This window comes from Microvirga zambiensis WSM3693, assembly GCF_016735695.1.
Taxonomy (GTDB): domain Bacteria; phylum Pseudomonadota; class Alphaproteobacteria; order Rhizobiales; family Beijerinckiaceae; genus Microvirga; species Microvirga zambiensis.
Genome location: NZ_JAERQD010000018.1, coordinates 23,069 through 40,202, shown reverse-complemented (window position 1 = coordinate 40,202; position 17,134 = coordinate 23,069). Strand labels below are relative to the sequence as shown.

Annotated in this window: 19 protein-coding genes; 8 read left to right on the top strand and 11 right to left on the bottom strand. The window is 66.2% G+C overall.

Annotation, left to right across the window (positions count from 1 at the left end; all coding sequences use genetic code 11):
• Positions 1-53: 53 nt before the first annotated feature.
• Both ffh and JKL46_RS15255 read right to left on the bottom strand, forming a co-directional pair.
• Positions 54-1,616 carry a signal recognition particle protein gene (ffh, locus tag JKL46_RS15260; RefSeq protein ID WP_201834434.1) on the bottom strand — a complete coding sequence of 521 codons (1,563 nt, stop codon included), beginning with the start codon at positions 1,614-1,616 and terminating at the stop codon, positions 54-56.
• A 2-nt stretch (positions 1,617-1,618) separates the two neighbouring features.
• The gene (locus tag JKL46_RS15255) at positions 1,619-1,843 is read right to left on the bottom strand and encodes a glutathione S-transferase (protein WP_201834261.1); all 225 of its coding nucleotides are present in this window, start codon (positions 1,841-1,843) and stop codon (positions 1,619-1,621) included.
• A 618-nt stretch (positions 1,844-2,461) separates the two neighbouring features.
• Here JKL46_RS15255 and JKL46_RS15250 point away from each other — a divergent pair.
• A complete protein-coding gene (locus JKL46_RS15250; protein ID WP_201834259.1) occupies positions 2,462-3,526 on the top strand; it encodes an MBL fold metallo-hydrolase in 1,065 nt (354 codons plus the stop codon).
• Here the strand turns inward: JKL46_RS15250 and JKL46_RS15245 are convergent.
• The gene (locus JKL46_RS15245; protein ID WP_201834257.1) at positions 3,483-4,154 is read right to left on the bottom strand and encodes an HAD family hydrolase; all 672 of its coding nucleotides are present in this window, start codon (positions 4,152-4,154) and stop codon (positions 3,483-3,485) included. The genes JKL46_RS15250 and JKL46_RS15245 overlap by 44 nt on opposite strands.
• Complete coding sequence (locus JKL46_RS15240) at positions 4,151-4,897, bottom strand: GyrI-like domain-containing protein (protein WP_201834254.1); 747 nt, start codon at positions 4,895-4,897, stop codon at positions 4,151-4,153. Before JKL46_RS15240 ends, JKL46_RS15245 begins: the two co-directional genes overlap by 4 nt.
• Before the next feature lie 195 nt (positions 4,898-5,092).
• Between JKL46_RS15240 and dapF the strand changes: the two genes are divergently transcribed.
• Together dapF and mtaB are read left to right on the top strand one after the other, a co-directional pair.
• Entirely contained in the window at positions 5,093-5,977 is an 885-nt protein-coding gene (gene dapF, locus JKL46_RS15235; RefSeq protein WP_201834252.1) for a diaminopimelate epimerase, read from the top strand.
• Positions 5,977-7,230, top strand: coding sequence for a tRNA (N(6)-L-threonylcarbamoyladenosine(37)-C(2))-methylthiotransferase MtaB (mtaB, locus tag JKL46_RS15230; RefSeq protein ID WP_201834250.1), 1,254 nt, complete (start codon positions 5,977-5,979; stop codon positions 7,228-7,230). Before dapF ends, mtaB begins: the two co-directional genes overlap by 1 nt.
• 303 nt (positions 7,231-7,533) lie before the next feature.
• Here mtaB and JKL46_RS15225 read toward each other — a convergent pair whose 3' ends face one another.
• On the bottom strand, positions 7,534-8,385 hold the full coding sequence (locus JKL46_RS15225) for an RluA family pseudouridine synthase (protein WP_201834248.1): 852 nt from the start codon (positions 8,383-8,385) through the stop codon (positions 7,534-7,536).
• Between the two features lie 169 nt (positions 8,386-8,554).
• Here JKL46_RS15225 and ftsY point away from each other — a divergent pair, with 169 nt between their 5' ends.
• Together ftsY and JKL46_RS15215 are read left to right on the top strand one after the other, a co-directional pair.
• Positions 8,555-9,913, top strand: a complete 1,359-nt coding sequence (gene ftsY / locus JKL46_RS15220; RefSeq protein ID WP_201834246.1) for a signal recognition particle-docking protein FtsY — start codon at positions 8,555-8,557, stop codon at positions 9,911-9,913.
• On the top strand, positions 9,910-10,506 hold the full coding sequence (locus JKL46_RS15215; RefSeq protein ID WP_201834243.1) for a septation protein A: 597 nt from the start codon (positions 9,910-9,912) through the stop codon (positions 10,504-10,506). Before ftsY ends, JKL46_RS15215 begins: the two co-directional genes overlap by 4 nt.
• Positions 10,507-10,628: 122 nt before the next feature.
• Here JKL46_RS15215 and JKL46_RS36580 read toward each other — a convergent pair whose 3' ends face one another.
• Positions 10,629-11,972 (bottom strand): adenylate/guanylate cyclase domain-containing protein, encoded by a 1,344-nt coding sequence (locus tag JKL46_RS36580; protein WP_201834241.1) that lies wholly within the window; start codon positions 11,970-11,972, stop codon positions 10,629-10,631.
• A gap of 220 nt (positions 11,973-12,192) precedes the next feature.
• Here JKL46_RS36580 and JKL46_RS15205 point away from each other — a divergent pair, with 220 nt between their 5' ends.
• On the top strand, positions 12,193-12,681 hold the full coding sequence (locus JKL46_RS15205) for a YaiI/YqxD family protein (RefSeq protein WP_201834239.1): 489 nt from the start codon (positions 12,193-12,195) through the stop codon (positions 12,679-12,681).
• Here the strand turns inward: JKL46_RS15205 and JKL46_RS15200 are convergent.
• From JKL46_RS15200 to JKL46_RS15190, 3 genes are read right to left on the bottom strand one after another with little or no spacing between them, the layout of a single operon-like run.
• The gene (locus JKL46_RS15200; protein ID WP_201834237.1) at positions 12,647-13,225 is read right to left on the bottom strand and encodes a DsbE family thiol:disulfide interchange protein; all 579 of its coding nucleotides are present in this window, start codon (positions 13,223-13,225) and stop codon (positions 12,647-12,649) included. The two genes, JKL46_RS15205 and JKL46_RS15200, sit on opposite strands and share 35 nt — an antisense overlap.
• Positions 13,218-13,373 carry a heme exporter protein CcmD gene (gene ccmD, locus JKL46_RS15195; RefSeq protein ID WP_201834235.1) on the bottom strand — a complete coding sequence of 52 codons (156 nt, stop codon included), beginning with the start codon at positions 13,371-13,373 and terminating at the stop codon, positions 13,218-13,220. Before ccmD ends, JKL46_RS15200 begins: the two co-directional genes overlap by 8 nt.
• A gap of 3 nt (positions 13,374-13,376) precedes the next feature.
• A complete protein-coding gene (locus tag JKL46_RS15190) occupies positions 13,377-14,117 on the bottom strand; it encodes a heme ABC transporter permease (RefSeq protein WP_201834233.1) in 741 nt (246 codons plus the stop codon).
• A 364-nt stretch (positions 14,118-14,481) separates the two neighbouring features.
• Between JKL46_RS15190 and JKL46_RS15185 the strand changes: the two genes are divergently transcribed.
• On the top strand, positions 14,482-15,471 hold the full coding sequence (locus JKL46_RS15185; RefSeq protein ID WP_201834231.1) for a M23 family metallopeptidase: 990 nt from the start codon (positions 14,482-14,484) through the stop codon (positions 15,469-15,471).
• Positions 15,472-15,676: 205 nt separating this feature from the next.
• Here the strand turns inward: JKL46_RS15185 and JKL46_RS15180 are convergent, their stop codons facing one another.
• Positions 15,677-16,048, bottom strand: coding sequence for an antibiotic biosynthesis monooxygenase family protein (locus JKL46_RS15180; RefSeq protein WP_201834228.1), 372 nt, complete (start codon positions 16,046-16,048; stop codon positions 15,677-15,679).
• The gene (locus JKL46_RS15175) at positions 16,045-16,374 is read right to left on the bottom strand and encodes an NIPSNAP family protein (RefSeq protein WP_201834226.1); all 330 of its coding nucleotides are present in this window, start codon (positions 16,372-16,374) and stop codon (positions 16,045-16,047) included. The genes JKL46_RS15180 and JKL46_RS15175 overlap by 4 nt, the downstream gene beginning before the upstream one ends.
• A gap of 77 nt (positions 16,375-16,451) precedes the next feature.
• Here JKL46_RS15175 and JKL46_RS15170 point away from each other — a divergent pair, with 77 nt between their 5' ends.
• On the top strand, positions 16,452-17,129 hold the full coding sequence (locus JKL46_RS15170) for an ArsR/SmtB family transcription factor (protein WP_201834224.1): 678 nt from the start codon (positions 16,452-16,454) through the stop codon (positions 17,127-17,129).
• The last annotated feature ends 5 nt before the right edge of the window (positions 17,130-17,134 follow it).

The window sequence follows — 17,134 nt, the reverse complement described above, 5'->3', positions numbered from 1 at the left end:
TATGGATTCCGGGCTCCGCTGCGCGGTCCCGGAATGACGGTTAACTCGAAACCTTATTTCTTCTTCCCGAACGGGAAGCCGCCGATTCCGGGAAGACCCGGGATCTTAGCCCCGCCGAGACCCGGAAGCCCCGGCGTGCCCTTCGGCATGGCCGGAAGACCGCCGGCGCCGCCGGGGAAGTCGGGCAGCTTTCCGCCCATCTGCTTCTGCAGCGCCTCGATCTGCTCCGGCGTCGGCTGGGGCATGCCGCCCATGCCTCCTGCCCCTCCGCCGAGGCCGAACATCTTGCCGAGCGCGCCGGCCATGCCCTTGCCCTTGCCGCCGCCCATCATCTTCATGACGTCGGCCATCTGGCGGTGCATCTTGAGAAGCTTGTTGATCTCCTCGACCTTCGCGCCGGCACCTGCCGCGATGCGCTTCTTGCGCGAGGCCTTGAGGATGTCCGGATTGCGGCGCTCGGAGGGCGTCATGGAATCGATGATGGCGCGCTGGCGCTTGATGATCCGGTCGTCGAGATTGGCGTTCTCGAGCTGCGACTTCATCTTCGCGACGCCGGGCAGCATGCCCATCATGCCGGAGAGGCCGCCGATCTTCTCCATCTGCGCGAGCTGGTCGCGCAGGTCTTCGAGATCGAACTTGCCCTTGCGCATCTTCTCGGCCATGCGCTGGGCCTGCGCCTGGTCGAAATTCTCCGCCGCCTTCTCGACCAGCGAGACGATGTCGCCCATGCCGAGGATGCGGTTGGCGACGCGGCTCGGATGGAATTCCTCGAGCGCATCGACCTTCTCGCCCGTACCGATGAGCTTGATCGGCTTGCCGGTCACGGCGCGCATCGAGAGCGCGGCACCGCCGCGGGCATCGCCGTCCATTCTCGTGAGCACGATGCCGGTGACGCCGAGGCGCTGGTCGAAGGCACGCGCGGTGTTGACCGCGTCCTGGCCGGTGAGCGCATCGGCGACGAGCAGCACCTCATGCGGGTTGGTGGCGGCGCGCACGTCGGCTGCCTCGACCATCAGCACCTCGTCGACCGTCACGCGACCGGCGGTGTCGAGCATCACCACGTCGTAGCCGCCGAGCCGTGCGGCCTCCATGGCGCGCCGCGCGATCTGCACCGCCGACTGGCCGGCGACGATGGGCAGCGTATCGACGCCGACCTGCTTGCCCAGCACCGCGAGCTGCTCCATGGCAGCCGGGCGGCGGGTGTCGAGGGAGGCCATGAGCACGCGGCGGTTGTCGCGATCCGTCAGGCGCTTGGCGATCTTGGCGGTGGTTGTCGTCTTGCCCGAGCCCTGCAGGCCGACCATGAGGATTCCGACGGGAGGAACCGCGTTGAGGCTGATCACCTCCGCATCCGAGCCCAGCATCTCGACGAGCTGGTCATGGACGATCTTGACCACCTGCTGGCCGGGAGAGACCGACTTGACCACCTCGGCGCCGACCGCGCGGGAGCGCACCTTGTCCGTAAACGAGCGCACCACCTCCAGGGCCACGTCGGCCTCGAGCAGGGCGCGGCGGACCTCACGAAGCGCCGCGTTGACATCCTCCTCGGTGAGCGCGCCGCGGCGCGTCAGCCCGTTGAGAATATTGGAAAGCTTGTCGGAAAGGCCTTCGAACATGGTCACTCAATTCCTTTTGCGATGAGGGGTACATCGCGATCCGCAAGTGCCTTTTCAAACTGGTCGATCGCCGCCTTGAACTTGTCGCGGCAGCCAGGATTGCAGAAGCCGACCACCTCGCCGCGATAAAGGGTGAGCGAATCCGCCGCGATCGGCTTTCCCGACCACGGGCAGGTCTCGTTGACCGCGTCCTCGATGCGCAATGCGTCGTCCGACATCCGTTTCATCCTTTTTCGTCATGGCCGCACTTGATGCGGCCATCCACGTCTTACAAGCCTAGGGCAAAGGCGTGGATGACCGGGACAAGCCCGGTCATGACGGCGTAGGGCAAAGCCAAATGAAAGCGCGCCCGAGGGCGCATCGCGCTGTCGGACGTTGACCTCCAGCCTCTCGGGCTGGTCGGCGGCTCAAAAGGGCTCGCTCTACAGATTTGCGGTCAGCGCTTAAGGGGAAAAGGCGGCGGAGTCAAGGAAAGGGTCGGAAACGGAGAGGCTTGAGGCTTATGCGGCCTTCTTCCATCCCTCAGGATCTCAGGAACTCCCCGCGTTGTAACTCTCTCGACGTCATCACCGGCCTCGTGCCGGTGATCTCGATTAAGAAAAGCGCTGAGCTCCACCGTATCGGGATGGCCGGCACGAGGCCGGCCATGACCTGGCGCGTGTGACGGGACGTTCTCACCCAGCTATACCACCCCACCCTACCCCTCCCCGCAAGGGGAGAGAAACACGCGCTCTATTCTGTGCCCGATCCCGGATCGGCTTTCGCTGTCCAGGATGACCCTACGAAGTCTTGCGTATCCGCACCCGCATCCCCACGCTTAAAGCTTCACCACAGATGATGCCCTGATGAACCGCCGCACCCTTCTCAAAGCCCTCGGCCTTCCCGTTCTCGCCGCCACGGGCGCTCTCGGCTGGATGACCGCCGCCCGGGCGAGGAACCGCTATTACGAAGGCCCGGTCACGGATCATTTCGACGGGGTGCGCTTCTTTTCTCCGGGGCAGCCGCAGGACAAGGGGTTTCTGGAGCTGGCCCGCTGGCAGCTCGGCGGCGGGCGCAAGGACTGGCCGGAGACCTTTTTGAGCCCGTTCCGGGACAAGCCGCCGGCTGCGGTCGAGGGCCTGCGCTCGGCGCTGATCGGCCATGCCTCGTTCCTGATCCAGGTGGCGGGGCTCAACATCCTCACCGATCCGGTCTTTTCCGAGCGGGCGAGCCCGGTCTCCTTCGCCGGCCCCAAGCGGGTCAATCCGCCCGGCATCGCCTTCGAGGACCTGCCGCCGATCCACGCGGTGCTGATCACCCACAACCATTACGACCATCTCGACACCGAGACCTTGGGAAGGCTCTGGCAGAAGCATCGCCCAAAGATCGTAGCACCCCTCGGCAACGATGCGGTGATCCGGGCCGAGCATCCCGAAATCCCGGTCGAGACGCGGGACTGGGGCGGCTCCTTCGACCTGGGACGCGGCGTCACGGCCCATGTGGAGCCCGCCTATCACTGGTCGGCGCGGGGCATCAACGACCGGCGCATGGCGCTCTGGTGCGCCTATGTGCTCACCACGCCGGCGGGCACGATCTACCATATCGGCGATACCGGCTTCGGCGACGGAAAAATCTTTCACGGAATGCGCGAGCGCTTCGGCAAGCCACGTGTCGCCCATCTGCCCATCGGCGCCTATGAGCCGCGCTGGTTCATGGAACCGCAGCACATGAACCCGGAGGATGCGGTGAAGGTGCTGCGCATCGTCGAGGCGGAGCAGGCGCTCGGCCACCATTGGGGCACGTTCCGGCTCACCAACGAGGGCGTCGACGAGCCGCCGCAGGAACTGGCGGCGGCGCTTGAAGCGGCCGAGATTCCGGGGAGCCGGTTCAGGCCGTTGCGGCCGGGCGAGACGTGGACGCCGTCAGCGTGAGGATCGCCTCCTCCAGCCCGTGCGGATCGTCGACGAGGCGGGCCGCGCCCGCATCCAGCAGCTCCTGCCGGGAGCCGTAGCCCCAGGTGACGCCGATGGACGCGATGCCGTTGGCCTTCGCACCGATGGCATCGTGCTCCCGGTCGCCGATCATCACGGCATGCGCCGGATCGAAGCGCTCTTGAGCGAGAACATGCCGTATGAGATCGCGCTTGTCGGCATTCCGGTTGTCGAGCTCCGAGCCGTAGATCTCGATGAAAAAGCGCGACAGCTCGAAATGATCGAGGATCCGCCGTGCGAAGACCTGGAGCTTCGACGTCGCGACATAGAGGCGGACGCCCTTCTCCTGCAGGTTCTGCAGCAAGCCCGGGATGCCGGGATAGACCTCGTTCTCGAACATGCCGACATCGCTGTAGCGTTCCCGGTAGAGGCGCACGGCCTCCGCTGCCTCCGCCGGCTCACGCAACAGCTTCGTGAAGCTGGCGATCAGGGGCGGACCGATCATCCAGGTCAGCGCATCCGCCTCCGGCACGGGCCGCCCCAGCCTCTCAAGGGCGTATTGGGTCGAGCGCGTGATGCCCGCTTTCGGGTCCGTGAGCGTCCCGTCGAGGTCGAAGAGCGCGATCATTCTTTCGGCTGAACGTAGATGTTCACCTCGAAATTGGTGTCCTGCGAATCCGTGAACTCGCTCACGTATTCCTCGATGAAGGCGTCCTTGGCGACGATCTCCTTGATGTCGAGATAGGCCGTGATCGTCTCGTAGGTGCCGTCGATCTCGTCATAGGCGTCCTTGTGCACGAAGCGGAAGGACTTGCCCTCCGGCGTGCGGCCGAACTTGATCTCGGGGGTGAGCTCGGTCTTGCCCTCGGGCACCTTCGCGATCGGCACCATGGCCTCGTATTTGAAGCCGTTGTCGTCGGTATCGACGAAGATCGTCAGCGGCCGGCCGGCCGGCGCGATCCCGGCCTTCTTCATCTCGCCCGCGATCTTGGTGAAGGCGTTCTTCAGGTTGTCGAAGGCCTCGTCCCAGGTGCTGGTGCCCGAGAACACAAGAGTGGGCTTGGAGAGCAGCACACCCTCTTCCACCCCGGTCGGATCGCTCGGACCGGGGAAGAGGGTCGTACGATCGGCCTGCTGCACCGGCGCGGGGGCTGCAGGAGCAGGCGTGGCCGGGGCGGATGTCTGCGGATTGGCCGGAGCAGGGCTCGGAGCGGATTGCGTCTGCGGGGCCGCCGGAGGTTCAGCGGGAGCGGGGGCCGCCGGCGCGGCGGGAGCAGCGGGTGGCGGAGAGGCGGCTGGGGGCGTCTGCGCGAGGGCGACGCTCGAGCAGAGGGCGAGAACGAGGAGGACACCAGAAGAGCGCAGCCGCATGGGAAGGACGCCTTGACCCGAATCAGGAGGGATAATGTGCTGCACCATAGGAGGCTTTCTTGGCAGCGGCGAGAGCATCCGGGGGCGGCGGCGCGACGTCTTTAAGGCGAGATACTGGGGCTTGGCGACCATCAGGCTCACGGAGTGTCGCGACCCCCCTCGCGATTTTCGGCGTTTTGAGCCATATACGGCCCCATGAACACCCTTTCGAACAGCCGCTTCCTGAAAATGAACGGTCTCGGCAACGAGATCACGGTGCTCGACCTGCGCGGCTCGAGCCATCGCGTGAGTGCGGCGGAAGCGCGCGCCATCGCGTCCGACCCGCGCTCGCGCTTCGACCAGCTCATGGTCCTGCACGATCCGGTCACTCCCGGCACCGATGCCTATATGCTGATCTACAACACGGACGGCTCGGAATCGGGCGCCTGCGGCAACGGCACCCGCTGCGTCGCCTGGGCGATGACGGCCGATCCGGTCATGAGCCGCCCGGTCGCGGGCGACCTCGTGCTCGAGACCAAGGCCGGGCTGCTGCCGGTCGAGCGCGTTTCGGACAAGGTTTTCACCGTCGATATGGGCCCGCCGCGGCTTGAGTGGAACGCGATACCCTTGCGCGATCCTTATCCGGACACCCGCACCATCGCCCTCGACACGTCGCTGCCCGAGGCGCCCGAGCTCAAGACCCCCTCGGCGGTGAGCATGGGCAACCCGCACGTGATCTTCTGGGTAGAAAACGCGCTCGCCTACGATCTCGCCAAGATCGGCCCGGTCTTCGAGCACGATCAGGCCCTGCCGGAGCGCGCCAACATCTCGTTCGCTCAAGTGGCAAGCTCGGACCACATCGTGCTGCGCGTCTGGGAACGCGGCGCCGGCGCGACCCGCGCCTGCGGCTCCGCCGCCTGCGCCACCCTCGTCGCGGCCGCGCGCAAGGGCCTGACCGGCCGCAAGGCGGTGGTGACGCTGCCCGGCGGCGATCTCGTCATCGAATGGCGCGAGAGCGACGGCCACGTGCTCATGACCGGCCCGACCGAGCTGGAGCACGAGGGCATTTTCTCGCCTGCCCTGTTCACCGAGGTGGCGTGATGGCGGTTGAGGTCGTCACCTTCGGCTGCCGGCTCAACACATACGAGTCGGAGGCGATGCAGCGCCACGCGCAGGAAGCGGGCTTGGGCGAGGTGGTGATCGTCAACACCTGCGCCGTGACCGCCGAGGCGACGCGCCAGGCGCGCCAGTCGATCCGCAAGCTCGCCCGCGAGAAGCCCGATGCCCGCATCATCGTGACCGGCTGCGCCGCACAGGTCGAGCCGGAGACCTTCGCGGCGATGCCGGAGGTCTCTCAAGTCGTCGGCAACCACGAGAAGATGAAGGCCGAGACCTGGGCCGGGATGCGCGACTTCGGCGTCGGCACGAGCGAGAAGGTTCTCGTCAACGACATCATGGCGGTGAAGGAAACCGCCGTGCATCTCATCGACGGCATGCGCGGGCGCACCCGCGCCTTCGTGCAGGTGCAGAACGGCTGCGACCATCGCTGCACCTTCTGCATCATTCCCTACGGCCGCGGCAATTCCCGCTCCGTGCCCATGGGCGCGGTGGTGGATCAGGTGCGGACCCTGGTGGAGCACGGCTCGCGCGAGGTGGTGCTCACCGGCGTCGACATCACGAGCTACGGCAAGGACCTGCCCGGCGAGCCGACGCTCGGCGCCATGGTGAAAAGCCTCCTGCGCCACGTGCCGGAACTGGAACGCCTGCGCATCTCCTCCATCGATTCCGTCGAGGCGGACAACGATCTTCTCGACGTCATCGCCAGCGAGTCGCGCCTGATGCCGCATCTGCATCTCTCGCTGCAGGCCGGCGACGACATGGTTTTGAAACGCATGAAGCGGCGCCATCTGCGAGGCGATGCGATTGCGTTCTGCAACCAGGTGAAGCGCCTTCGCCCCGACATGGTCTTCGGCGCCGATATCATCGCGGGCTTTCCGACGGAGACGGAGGAGATGTTTTCCCGCTCCCTCGCCATCGTCGAGGAATGCGGCCTGACGCATCTCCACGTCTTCCCCTTCTCGCCCCGCCCCGGCACCCCGGCCGCACGCATGCCGCAGGTGGCCCGCGACGTGGTGAAGGATCGTGCGAGACGATTGCGCGCAAAGGGCGAGGCCGCCCTGCTCAAGCATCTCGGCGAAGAGATCGGCGCGCGCCGCAACGTTTTGATCGAGTCGAACCGGCTCGGCCGCACGGAAGGCTTCACGCTGGTGCGTTTCGACAAGCCCGTGACCCCGGGCGAGATCGTGCCCGCCACCATCGCGGGGCACGACGGCAAGGAATTGCTCGCGGCCTAATTTGGCGGATCATCTCAGCGCGAGGAGGCAGCGCGTTTCTTCCCTTCCCCCTTGCGGAGAGATACAGGACGGGGTCGGAAACTCGGAGTGCTGCGCTTTTTACGCTCTCTCGACGTCATCACCTCCCCGGACTTGATCCGGGGACCAGTGCCGGTGATCTCGATTGAGAAAAGCGCTGAGCCTCACCGTATCGGGATGGCCGGCACAAGGCCGGCCATGACGTGGCGGGGGTGACGGGACGGGCTCACCCGGCTGCACGACCCCCACCCCTGCCCCTCCCCGCAAGGGGGAGGGACACGCGCTCTATTCTGCAAACGCTCCCGGATCGGCTGCGCCGTCCGGGATGACGCCGCACGCTTTCACCCGCTCCCGCATATGCTCCGGCACAGGCGCCTGCACGGTGATCGGCGGCTTCTTCGGATAGAGCGGGAGGGTGATGCTTCGCGCATGCAGATGCAGACCCGGGCCGCCGAAGCGCGGCGCCGTGCCGTAGATCGGATCGCCCAGAATCGGAAAGCCCGAGGCAGCGCAATGGACGCGCAGCTGATGGGTGCGGCCGGTGATCGGGCGCAGTTCGAGGAGGGTCAGGCGCTTTTCACCCTCCCCTTGAGGGGGAAGGTCGGAGCGCGTCAGCGCTCCGGGGTGGGGTGGCAGCAAGACAGTCTCAGATTTGGAGTTTCCCACCCCCTCCCGCGCCTCCGGCGTGACCTCCCCCCTCAAGGGGGAGGTGTGGCTCCGCCCCAGAACCCGCCACCGCGTCAGCGAGGGCTGGCCCTTGGAATCCACCTTCATCCACCAGCCGCGGTCGGGCGATTTCGGCGCGAGCGGCAGATCGATCTCGCCCTCCTCGGCTTCCGGCCCGCCTTCGACCACCGCCCAATAGACCTTGTCGACCTCGTTCCTGCGGAAAAGCTCGTTCAGCCGGGCGATGGCCTTGGGATGGCGGCCGAGCACGAGGCAGCCGGAGGTGTCCTTGTCGAGACGGTGCGCTGCTTCCGGACGGCGCGGCAAACCGAAGCGGAGGGCGTCCAAATGATGAAACAGAGTCTCGCCGCCCTTGGGGCCGGGATGCACCGGCAGCCCGGCGGGCTTGTCGATCACGAGCATCAGGGCATCGCGATAGAGCAATCGGCTCACTATCTCTTCCGCATTCATGGTGTCTCGGCTAGAGCATCGGACCCGAAAGTGGAAGCAACTTTCGGGATCCATCCGATGCTGAAGCTTCATGCGGGCGCATGGTGGGGCGCCGAAAACCGGGTCCACTTTTGCGCATGATGCGTTATGAGGCACGCACGTTTCATTCTTGAAAGGCACAGCGAGACCCATGGCCGAGAACAAGCCCGGATTTCTTTCCCGTCTGTTCGGGCGCAAGGCGGAAGCTCCTGCGGCTCCCGTGCCGGCGCCGGAAACGCCGCTGCCCGGCGCCCTGCCGGAAGCCGGCGGCCATCCGGAAACGCTGCCCTCCCCGCCCGCGAATGCCGCCGACGATCTGACCGCTGCCCCCTCGACGGTCACCACCGCCTCGCCCGATACGCCGGAGGAGGACAAGACGCCGGCGGAACTGGCCGGCGCCGATCTTCAGCCCGTCGAGGGCATCGATCCGGAGAACACGGCTCCCCTTGAGCCGCTGCCGAGCATTGCGACCGAGGCAGGCCCCGTCCTGCGCTCGGACATCGCAGCCGCGGACCTGCCGGCACCCGAACCCGCTCCCGCCGAGGTGCTTCCCACGCCAGCCCGGGAATTGCAGCCGGCCCCGGGCCGGGGCTGGTGGCAGCGCCTGACGGATGGCATGCGCCGCACCTCGTCGTCCCTGTCGGACAGCGTCACCGGCCTCTTCACCAAGCGCAAGCTCGACGATGCCACGCTGGAGGAGCTTGAGGATGCACTGGTCCAGGCCGATCTCGGCGTACCCACCGCCATGCGCATCACAGAGGCCATCGCCGCCGGACGCTACAACAAGGAGATCTCGCCGCAGGAGGTGAAGGCGATCCTCGCCGGCGAGGTGGAAAAGGCGCTCCAGCCCGTCGCCCAGGCACTTTCCGTCGACAGGACGAAAAAGCCTTTCGTGATCCTGATGATCGGTGTGAACGGGGCGGGCAAGACCACGACCATCGGCAAGCTTGCCCAAAAATTCCGGAGCCAAGGTCTGAGGGTGATGCTCGCCGCCGGCGACACGTTTCGCGCCGCGGCCATCGAGCAGCTGAAGGTGTGGGGCGAGCGGGTCGGCGCGCCGGTGCTGGCCCGCGCACAGGGCGCCGACGCGGCCGGCCTCGCCTACGATGCGCTTGAGGAAGCGAAGGCGAACGGCTCCGACGTGCTCCTCATCGACACCGCTGGGCGCCTGCAGAACAAGGCCGGCCTCATGGCCGAGCTCGAGAAGATCGTGCGCGTGGTGAAGAAATTCGATCCGAGCGCGCCGCATGCCACGCTTCTCGTCCTCGACGCGACGGTGGGCCAGAACGCCATCAGCCAGGTCGAGCTGTTCCAGAAGGTTGCGGGCGTCACGGGCCTCGTGATGACCAAGCTCGACGGCACGGCGCGGGGCGGCATCCTGGTGGCACTGGCTGCCAAATTCGGCCTGCCGGTGCATTTCATCGGCGTCGGTGAGGGGGTCGAGGACCTGGAACCTTTCACCGCACGGGATTTCGCGAAAGCCATTGCCGGGTTAGAAGCAACCTCATGACAGAAGAAAAGCGCCTCCCTCCTCTCCTCAAGCTTGTCCTCGAACTGGGCCCGCTCGCCCTGTTCTTCTTCGGCAACGCCTATGGCGACCGCTTCGGCTTCGCGGAAGATCATCGCATCTTCGCCGCCACGGGCATCTTCATCGTGGCGACCGTGATCGCGCTTGCCATCAGCTATCTCCTCGTCCGCAAGCTGCCGATCATGCCGATGGTATCGGGCATCGTGGTGGTGGTGTTCGGCGGGCTGACGCTGTTCCTGCAGGACGAGACCTTCATCAAGCTCAAGCCGACCATCGTGAACACCATGTTCGGCCTCGTGCTGCTCGGCGGCCTCTATTTCCGCAAGCCGCTCCTCCAGATCGTGCTCGACAGCGTGTTCGAGCTCGACGAGGAGGGATGGCGCAAGCTGACCTTGCGCTGGGCGCTGTTCTTCTTCGCGCTTGCCGCGCTGAACGAGATCGTCTGGCGCACGCAGACCACGGATTTCTGGGTCAGTTTCAAGGTCTTCGGCATCATGCCGCTGACCATCGCCTTCGCGCTGGCGCAGACGCCGCTTCTGCTGCGGCACGAGGTGAAGAAGGCGGGAGAGGTTTAAACACCCCTCTCACGTCATGGCCGGGCTTGTCCCGGCCATCTCGATACGATGAGACATCGGCGCCTCTCGTAATGGGATCACCGGCACAAGGCCGGTGATGACGTGGCGTGTGGTATCAACCTTCACCCCACCGGCTTCATCAGCACCATCTTCCGCGTAACCCCCGGCAGGGGCTCGCAGGCGACCTCGCACCAGAGATCCGCCTCGCCCGCCGCCATCACGGCTTCCTGTGAAGCGAGAAGCTCGCAGCCGGCGGCCTTCGTCGCCTGCTCGATGCGCGAGGCGATGTTGACGGTCTCGCCGACGACGGTGAATTCGAGCCGGCTCTCGTCGCCGACCACGCCGCAGAACACGTCGCCCGTGTGAATGCCGATGCCGAGCCGTACCGGCGGGTTGAAGCCGCGCTTGGCGTTCCAGCGCTCGATGAGGGACAACAGGGTCTGGCCGCAGGCGAGCGCGCGCTGTGCGTCGCCGTCCCGCGCCCCCGGCACGCCGAAGAGGATCAGCGCTCCGTCGCCGGTGAACTTGTCGATGACGCCGCCATGGCGCGACGCGGCCCGGATGACACGCCTGCGGAAGGAGGTGATGAAGACGGCGAGCTGCGCCGGTTCCATGGTCTCGCCGAAGGTGGTCGAGGCGCGGATATCGACGAAGAGCAGTGTCACCGGAATGCGCCGACCCTGACGCAGGGACGCGAAGGACTGGTCGGTGAGGATGGGCGCGAGCTCGCGCGGCAGGTAGCGGGTGAGCGTGACGCGCAAGGTCGTCTCGCGCACGGCCCGCTCCAGCATCAGCCGTCCCTGGCGCGCCACCAGGATCAGGATCAGGCCGGCCGCGAAGACCATGACGATGCGGACCATGTTGGCCTGGGCTGAGAACAGGGCGCCCATGGCCGCGAGGTCCTGCTGCCGCTCCTGCGGGCTCATCACGTCGCTTCCGAAGGCGAGCAGCGACAGGCCCACCACGTAGACGGCGCCGACGAAGACCTGCAGACGGGGCTGATAATGAATCGCGGCGGCAGCCATGGTGATCGGCACCACCCAGGCGACCGGAAAGACCGAATAGAAGCTGCCCGGCACGCCCAGGCCCCAATGGCTGTAGGCCAGATTGCCGAGGACCAGGACGGCATCGAGCAGGGCGGTGATCACCGGCAGCTGCTCGATGGCGATCCGCTTCGAGGCAAGCCATGCACCGACCCAGCCCAGCATGCCGAACAGGGCCAGGGTCAGCTCCGCGGCCCAGATCTGCTTGACCGCCATCGGGTTGGTGAAATCGATGCTGGCGGTCGCGATCACGACGGCCAGCAGCAGCAGCCCGCCGGTGACGATGCGCGCGATGCCCGCCCGCTGCAGCGCGCCGGTATCGGCCTCGCGGATCAGCCGATGCGTGGCATCGCTGAGCACGGGGGTGGTACGCAGGTTGTTGATCAGGCCGACAGCGGCGCGGATGCGGGATCGAGGGGTCACAGGTTTCTTTTGGCTCCCGGCCGGATTGATAATCTGGAGCTGGTTCCACGGTCGTGGAATCATCTCCCTTCGTTGGTTTGCCGCATTTTTGGCGGCGAACCGGGTCCACTTCGCCCAAGAATGCTCTAAGGCTCTGCAGCCACGGCTCTTGCTGGCCGGTGATGCCGTCACGACCCACCGGTCGGCCGAAAGCCGCCCCCGCCCGAAGGATATATGGTCCATGGACGAGACCTTCCAGCCGATCACCCTTTACGTCGACGCGGATGCCTGCCCGGTGAAGCCGGAGATCTACCGGGTCGCCGCCCGCCACGGGGTCAAGGTCTTCGTGGTCTCGAACGCCTTCCTGCAGGTGCCGCAGGACCCGCTGATCGAGCGCGTCATCGTCGGCAGCGGCTTCGACGCCGCCGACGACTGGATCGCCGAACGCGCCTGTCGCGGGGCCATCGTGATCACCGCCGACATTCCGCTGGCGAGCCGCTGCGTCAAGGCCGGCGCCGAGGTGATCGGCCCCACCGGAAAGCCCTTTTCCGAAGCTTCCATCGGCATGGCGCTCGCCACCCGCAACCTGATGGAGGACCTGCGCGCCATGGGCGAGGTGACAGGCGGGCCGAAGGCGTTTTCACAAAAGGACCGCTCAGCCTTCCTCTCGGCGCTCGACGTGGCGATCAACCGGCTCAAACGCGCGGGATTTGGCTCAAGCGCTCCTTGAACGCCCCGAAATTCTCGGGCGTCAGCGGCCCGATATGCTTGTGGCGGATGGTGCCGTCGGGACCGACGATGAAGGTTTCGGGGACGCCGTAGACGCCCCAATCGATGGAGGCGCGGCCGTTCGGGTCAGTGCCGACGGCCGCATACGGATTGCCGAGGGTGCCGAGGAAGCGGCGGGCGTTGTCAGGATTGTCCTTCTGGTTGATGCCGACGACGCGGATCGACGGATCCTTCGCGAGATCGACCAGCAGCGGGTGCTCCTGGCGGCAGGGGGCGCACCAGGAGGCCCAGACGTTCACCACGGTCACGCGGCCCTTGAGGTCCTCGTTCGAGAAGCCGGGCACGGGCCGGCCGTTGGCGAGCAGGCCTTCGAGCGGCGCGAGGCTGAAGACCGGGACCGGCTTGTTGATGAGGACCGAGGGCACCTCGGCCGGGTTTCTCCCCGAGATCAGCTGCATTCCGAAAAGCACCACCAGCGCGATGAAAACCAGCGCCGGCAGCAGGAAGAGGAGGCGCGAGCGTGGGCGCTCGACAGCCTCAGCCACGGCGCGACCTCCGGCCGATGCCGCGCGATTCGAGATCGGCGAGCGCGTTCACCTGGATACGGTGATCGATGACGGCGCGCAGGATCAGTCCGAGGACGACGAGAGCCGTCAGGATATAGGAGAACGCGATGAAGAAGCCGTGCGACATGGTTCAAGCCGCCTGTGCGTCGAGGCGCTCGGCCTCGAGGATGGTGAGGGTGCGCACCCGGCGGCGCAGGATCTCCGTGCGCATGCCGGAGAGATGCAGGGCCACGCCGACGAGGGTGAAGGCGAGCGCCATGATCAGAAGCGGCACGAGCATGGAGGCATGGATCGTCGGGCCGTCGAGGCGGAAGACCGAGGCCGGCTGGTGCAGGGTGTTCCACCAATCGACGGAGAATTTCACGATCGGCACGTTCACGGCGCCCACAAGGGTCAGGATCGACACGGCGCGGGCGGCGCGGTTGGGCTCCTCGATGGCACGCCAGAGCGCGAGGATGCCGAGATAGATCAGCAGCATCACGAGCATGGAGGTAAGCCTGGCATCCCATTGCCAATAGGTGCCCCACATGGGTTTGCCCCAGAGCGAGCCGGTGACGAGGCAGATCAGCGTGAAGGCGGCACCGATGGGGGCGGCCGCCTTCTGCGACACGTCCGCCAGCGGATGGCGCCAGACCAGGGTCCCGAGCGCCGAGGCCGCCATGGTCATGTAGAAGAACAGGGACAACCAAGCCGCCGGCACATGGATGTACATGATTTTGACCGTCTCGCCCTGCTGGTAATCGGCGGGCGCGGTGAACCAGACCATGTAGAGCCCGATGACTATCAGCAGCGCCGCCAGCCCTCCCAGCCACGGCAGCAGCGTGCCGCTGAGGCTCATGAAGCGGGTCGGATTGGCAAGCTCTCGGATCATGGGCTCGGTGTAGCGGTCTTGAGAAATGCCTGCAACGGAGAGAACGCCGCAAGCCGCGTAACGTTTTCGCCAGGATCGGGGGCTTTTAGGGGTATCGAGGGCGTTCGTGCAGTCAGGACATGTGCGTAGGAGCGTGGCCGCATCTCCCCTCGCGGATGTTGAGTGGCTTGACGGAGCAAGGTCTTGACGTCATGGCCGGGCTTGTCCCGGCCATCCCGATGCTATGAGGCACAACGCTTTTCCAATCGGGATCACCGGCACAAGGTCGGTGATGACGTGGTGTGAAGTGGCTCCGAATTCGCCCCGCCCTTCATCCGCCTCACGAACCGGCCTATACTCCATGCATCACTGTTGCGGAGCGATCATGCGTCTTGGATCTGCCGGCCTCATCGGCCTCGCCCTCCTGTCCAGTCCCGCTGCAGCGCAGGACATTTCCCTGCGCCTGCCGGTGGCCTGCGAGATCGGGCGCGACTGCCTCATCCAGCATTATGTCGACCGCGATCCCTCGCCGTCAGCGAGCGATTATCAATGCGGCACCCTCACCTACGACGACCATAACGGCACCGATATCCGGATCCCGACCATGGCGGCGCAGAAGGCGGGCGTCGATGTGGTCGCGCCTGCAGACGGCAAGGTTTTGCGCGTCCGCGACGGGGTCGAGGACGTTTCCATCGCCGGGCGCGGGCGCGAGAGCGTCGGCAATACCGAATGCGGCAACGGCGCCGTGGTCGATCACGGCAATGGCTGGGAGACGCAGTATTGCCACATGGCCAAGGGCAGCCTCGCGGTGAAGCCGGGCGACATCGTCAAGACGGGCGACCGGATCGGTCGGATCGGGCTCTCCGGCATGACGGAATTCCCGCACCTGCATTTCACCCTGCGCAAGGACGGCAAGCCGGTCGATCCCTTCGCCTACGGCGCCCCCGAAAAGTCCTGCGGCGGCGGCAAGTCCCTGTGGGAGGCCTCGCTCCAGCGGGCGCTGGCCTATCAGGGCGGCAGCGTGCTCAACAAGGGGTTTGCGAGCGGCCCCGTGACGATGGAGGCGATCGAATCCGGCGCGACGGAGCAGGAGGTGCCGACGACCCGCTCGCCCGCCCTCGTCGCCTATGTGCGGGCCATCGGGCTGAAAGGCGGCGACGTGCAGACGCTCACCCTTTTCGACTCCGACGGCAAGCCGGTCGCCCAGAACAAGGCCCCGCCCCTCGACCGCGCCAAGGCGCAGTGGATGGCCTTTGCCGGCATCAAGCAGCCGGCGGGCGGCTTCCGCCCCGGCCTCTACCGCGCCATCTACCGCGTCGAGCGGGACGGCAAGCCCGCCATCGAGCAGGCTTTTGGAATCAGCTTAAGGCCTTGATGCGGGGAGAATGATGGCCGGGACCCTCGGACCGTCTCAAGCGGCTGTATCGGCTTTTGGACTTTCGTCTTGGACATATGGCGATACCCCCCGGTCAAAAGCTCAAGGGGGCAGCGTCGATGGTCGATATCGTCTGTTGTGATCTTTCATGCCGGCACAAGGCCGGCCATGACGTGGGGTAGGTAGACGTGGGGTAATTGAATTATCAGCCAGATTCCGAAGCCTTGACGCCCTCATGCGCCTCGCGGCTGTCGTCGGGCGCCTCCGCGCGCTCGTTCAGGCCGTAATCGCGGATCACTGCCGCCACCCGCAGACGGTAATCGCGGAAGATGCCGGCACGGCCCGCCCCTTGCGTCGAGCGGTGAGAGGGCAGGTTGCGCCAGGCGCGCACCGCCTCCTCGTCGCGCCAGAACGACAGCGACAGCATCTTGTCCGGCTCGGTCAGGCTCTGAAAGCGCTCGACGGAGATGAAGCCGTCCATGCCCGTCAGGTCCGAGCGCAAGGCTGCGGCGAGGCCGAGATAATCCCGCTTGCCGTCCTCCCCGTCCGGCCAGACTTCGAAGATCACCGCGATCATGGCTTCAAGAGCTCCGCATGGGGCGCCGAGGCGAGCCGGAGGAAGATCCGGTCCTCCCGGCGGATGAATTTTTCCTGTTTAGCAAATTCGTAGTTCGCGCGCCCTATCGGGTCGTCCTTCAGGCGGGCGCGGTAGGACTCGTATGCGGCCAGAGACCCGATGTTGTAGACTCCGTAAGCGGTCGTGGCCGAGCCCTCGTGCGGAGCGTAGTAGCCGATCAGATCGGCGCCGCAGCGCGGAATGGCCTGGCCCCAGTTGCGGGCATATTCGTTGAAAGCCTCGACCTTGAACGGGTCGATCTCGTAGCGGATGAAGCAGGTGATCATCGAATCGTGTCCTGTTGCGTCGATGCCAGGCAGATTAGCCGATTGCCCGACATCCATGCTTCGGCTATGATCGAAGTATGAAAGAAGGTCCCGTCATCGCCTCCGTGGCCGCGCTTCTCGGCGATCCGGCCCGGGCCAATATCCTCACCGCTCTCATGGACGGGCGGGCGCTCACCGTGAGCGAGCTCGCCCAGGCGGCCGGCGTCACGCTCCAGACGGCGAGCGGGCATCTCGCCAAGCTCGATGCGGCGAACCTCCTCGTCGCGGAAAAGCAAGGGCGGCACCGCTATTTCCGGCTCTCCGGCCCGGACGTGGCGCAGGTGCTTGAGGCCCTGATGGGCCTCGCCCAGCGCACCGGAGCGACCCGCGTCAGAACCGGCCCGAAGGATGCGGCGCTCCGATCTGCGCGCGTCTGCTACGATCATCTTGCCGGCGAGCGCGGCGTCGCGCTGCTGCAGGGCGCCGAGCGTCAGGGCCTCATCGAGGGCGGCCAAGATCTCGCACTCACGAACAAGGGCCGCGCCTTCTTCGGCGATTTCGGCATCGATCTCGCGAGGCTGGACAAGGGCCGCCGCCCTCTCTGCCGCGCCTGCCTCGACTGGAGCGAACGCCACAGCCATCTCGGCGGCGCTTTGGGCGCCGCGATCCTCGACCGGATGATCGAGCGAAAATGGATCCGGCGCGATGCCGGCCGCGTGCTCACCTTCACCTGCGAAGGCGCGGAAGGGTTCGATGCGGCGTTCGGCCTAGCCTAGCCGCG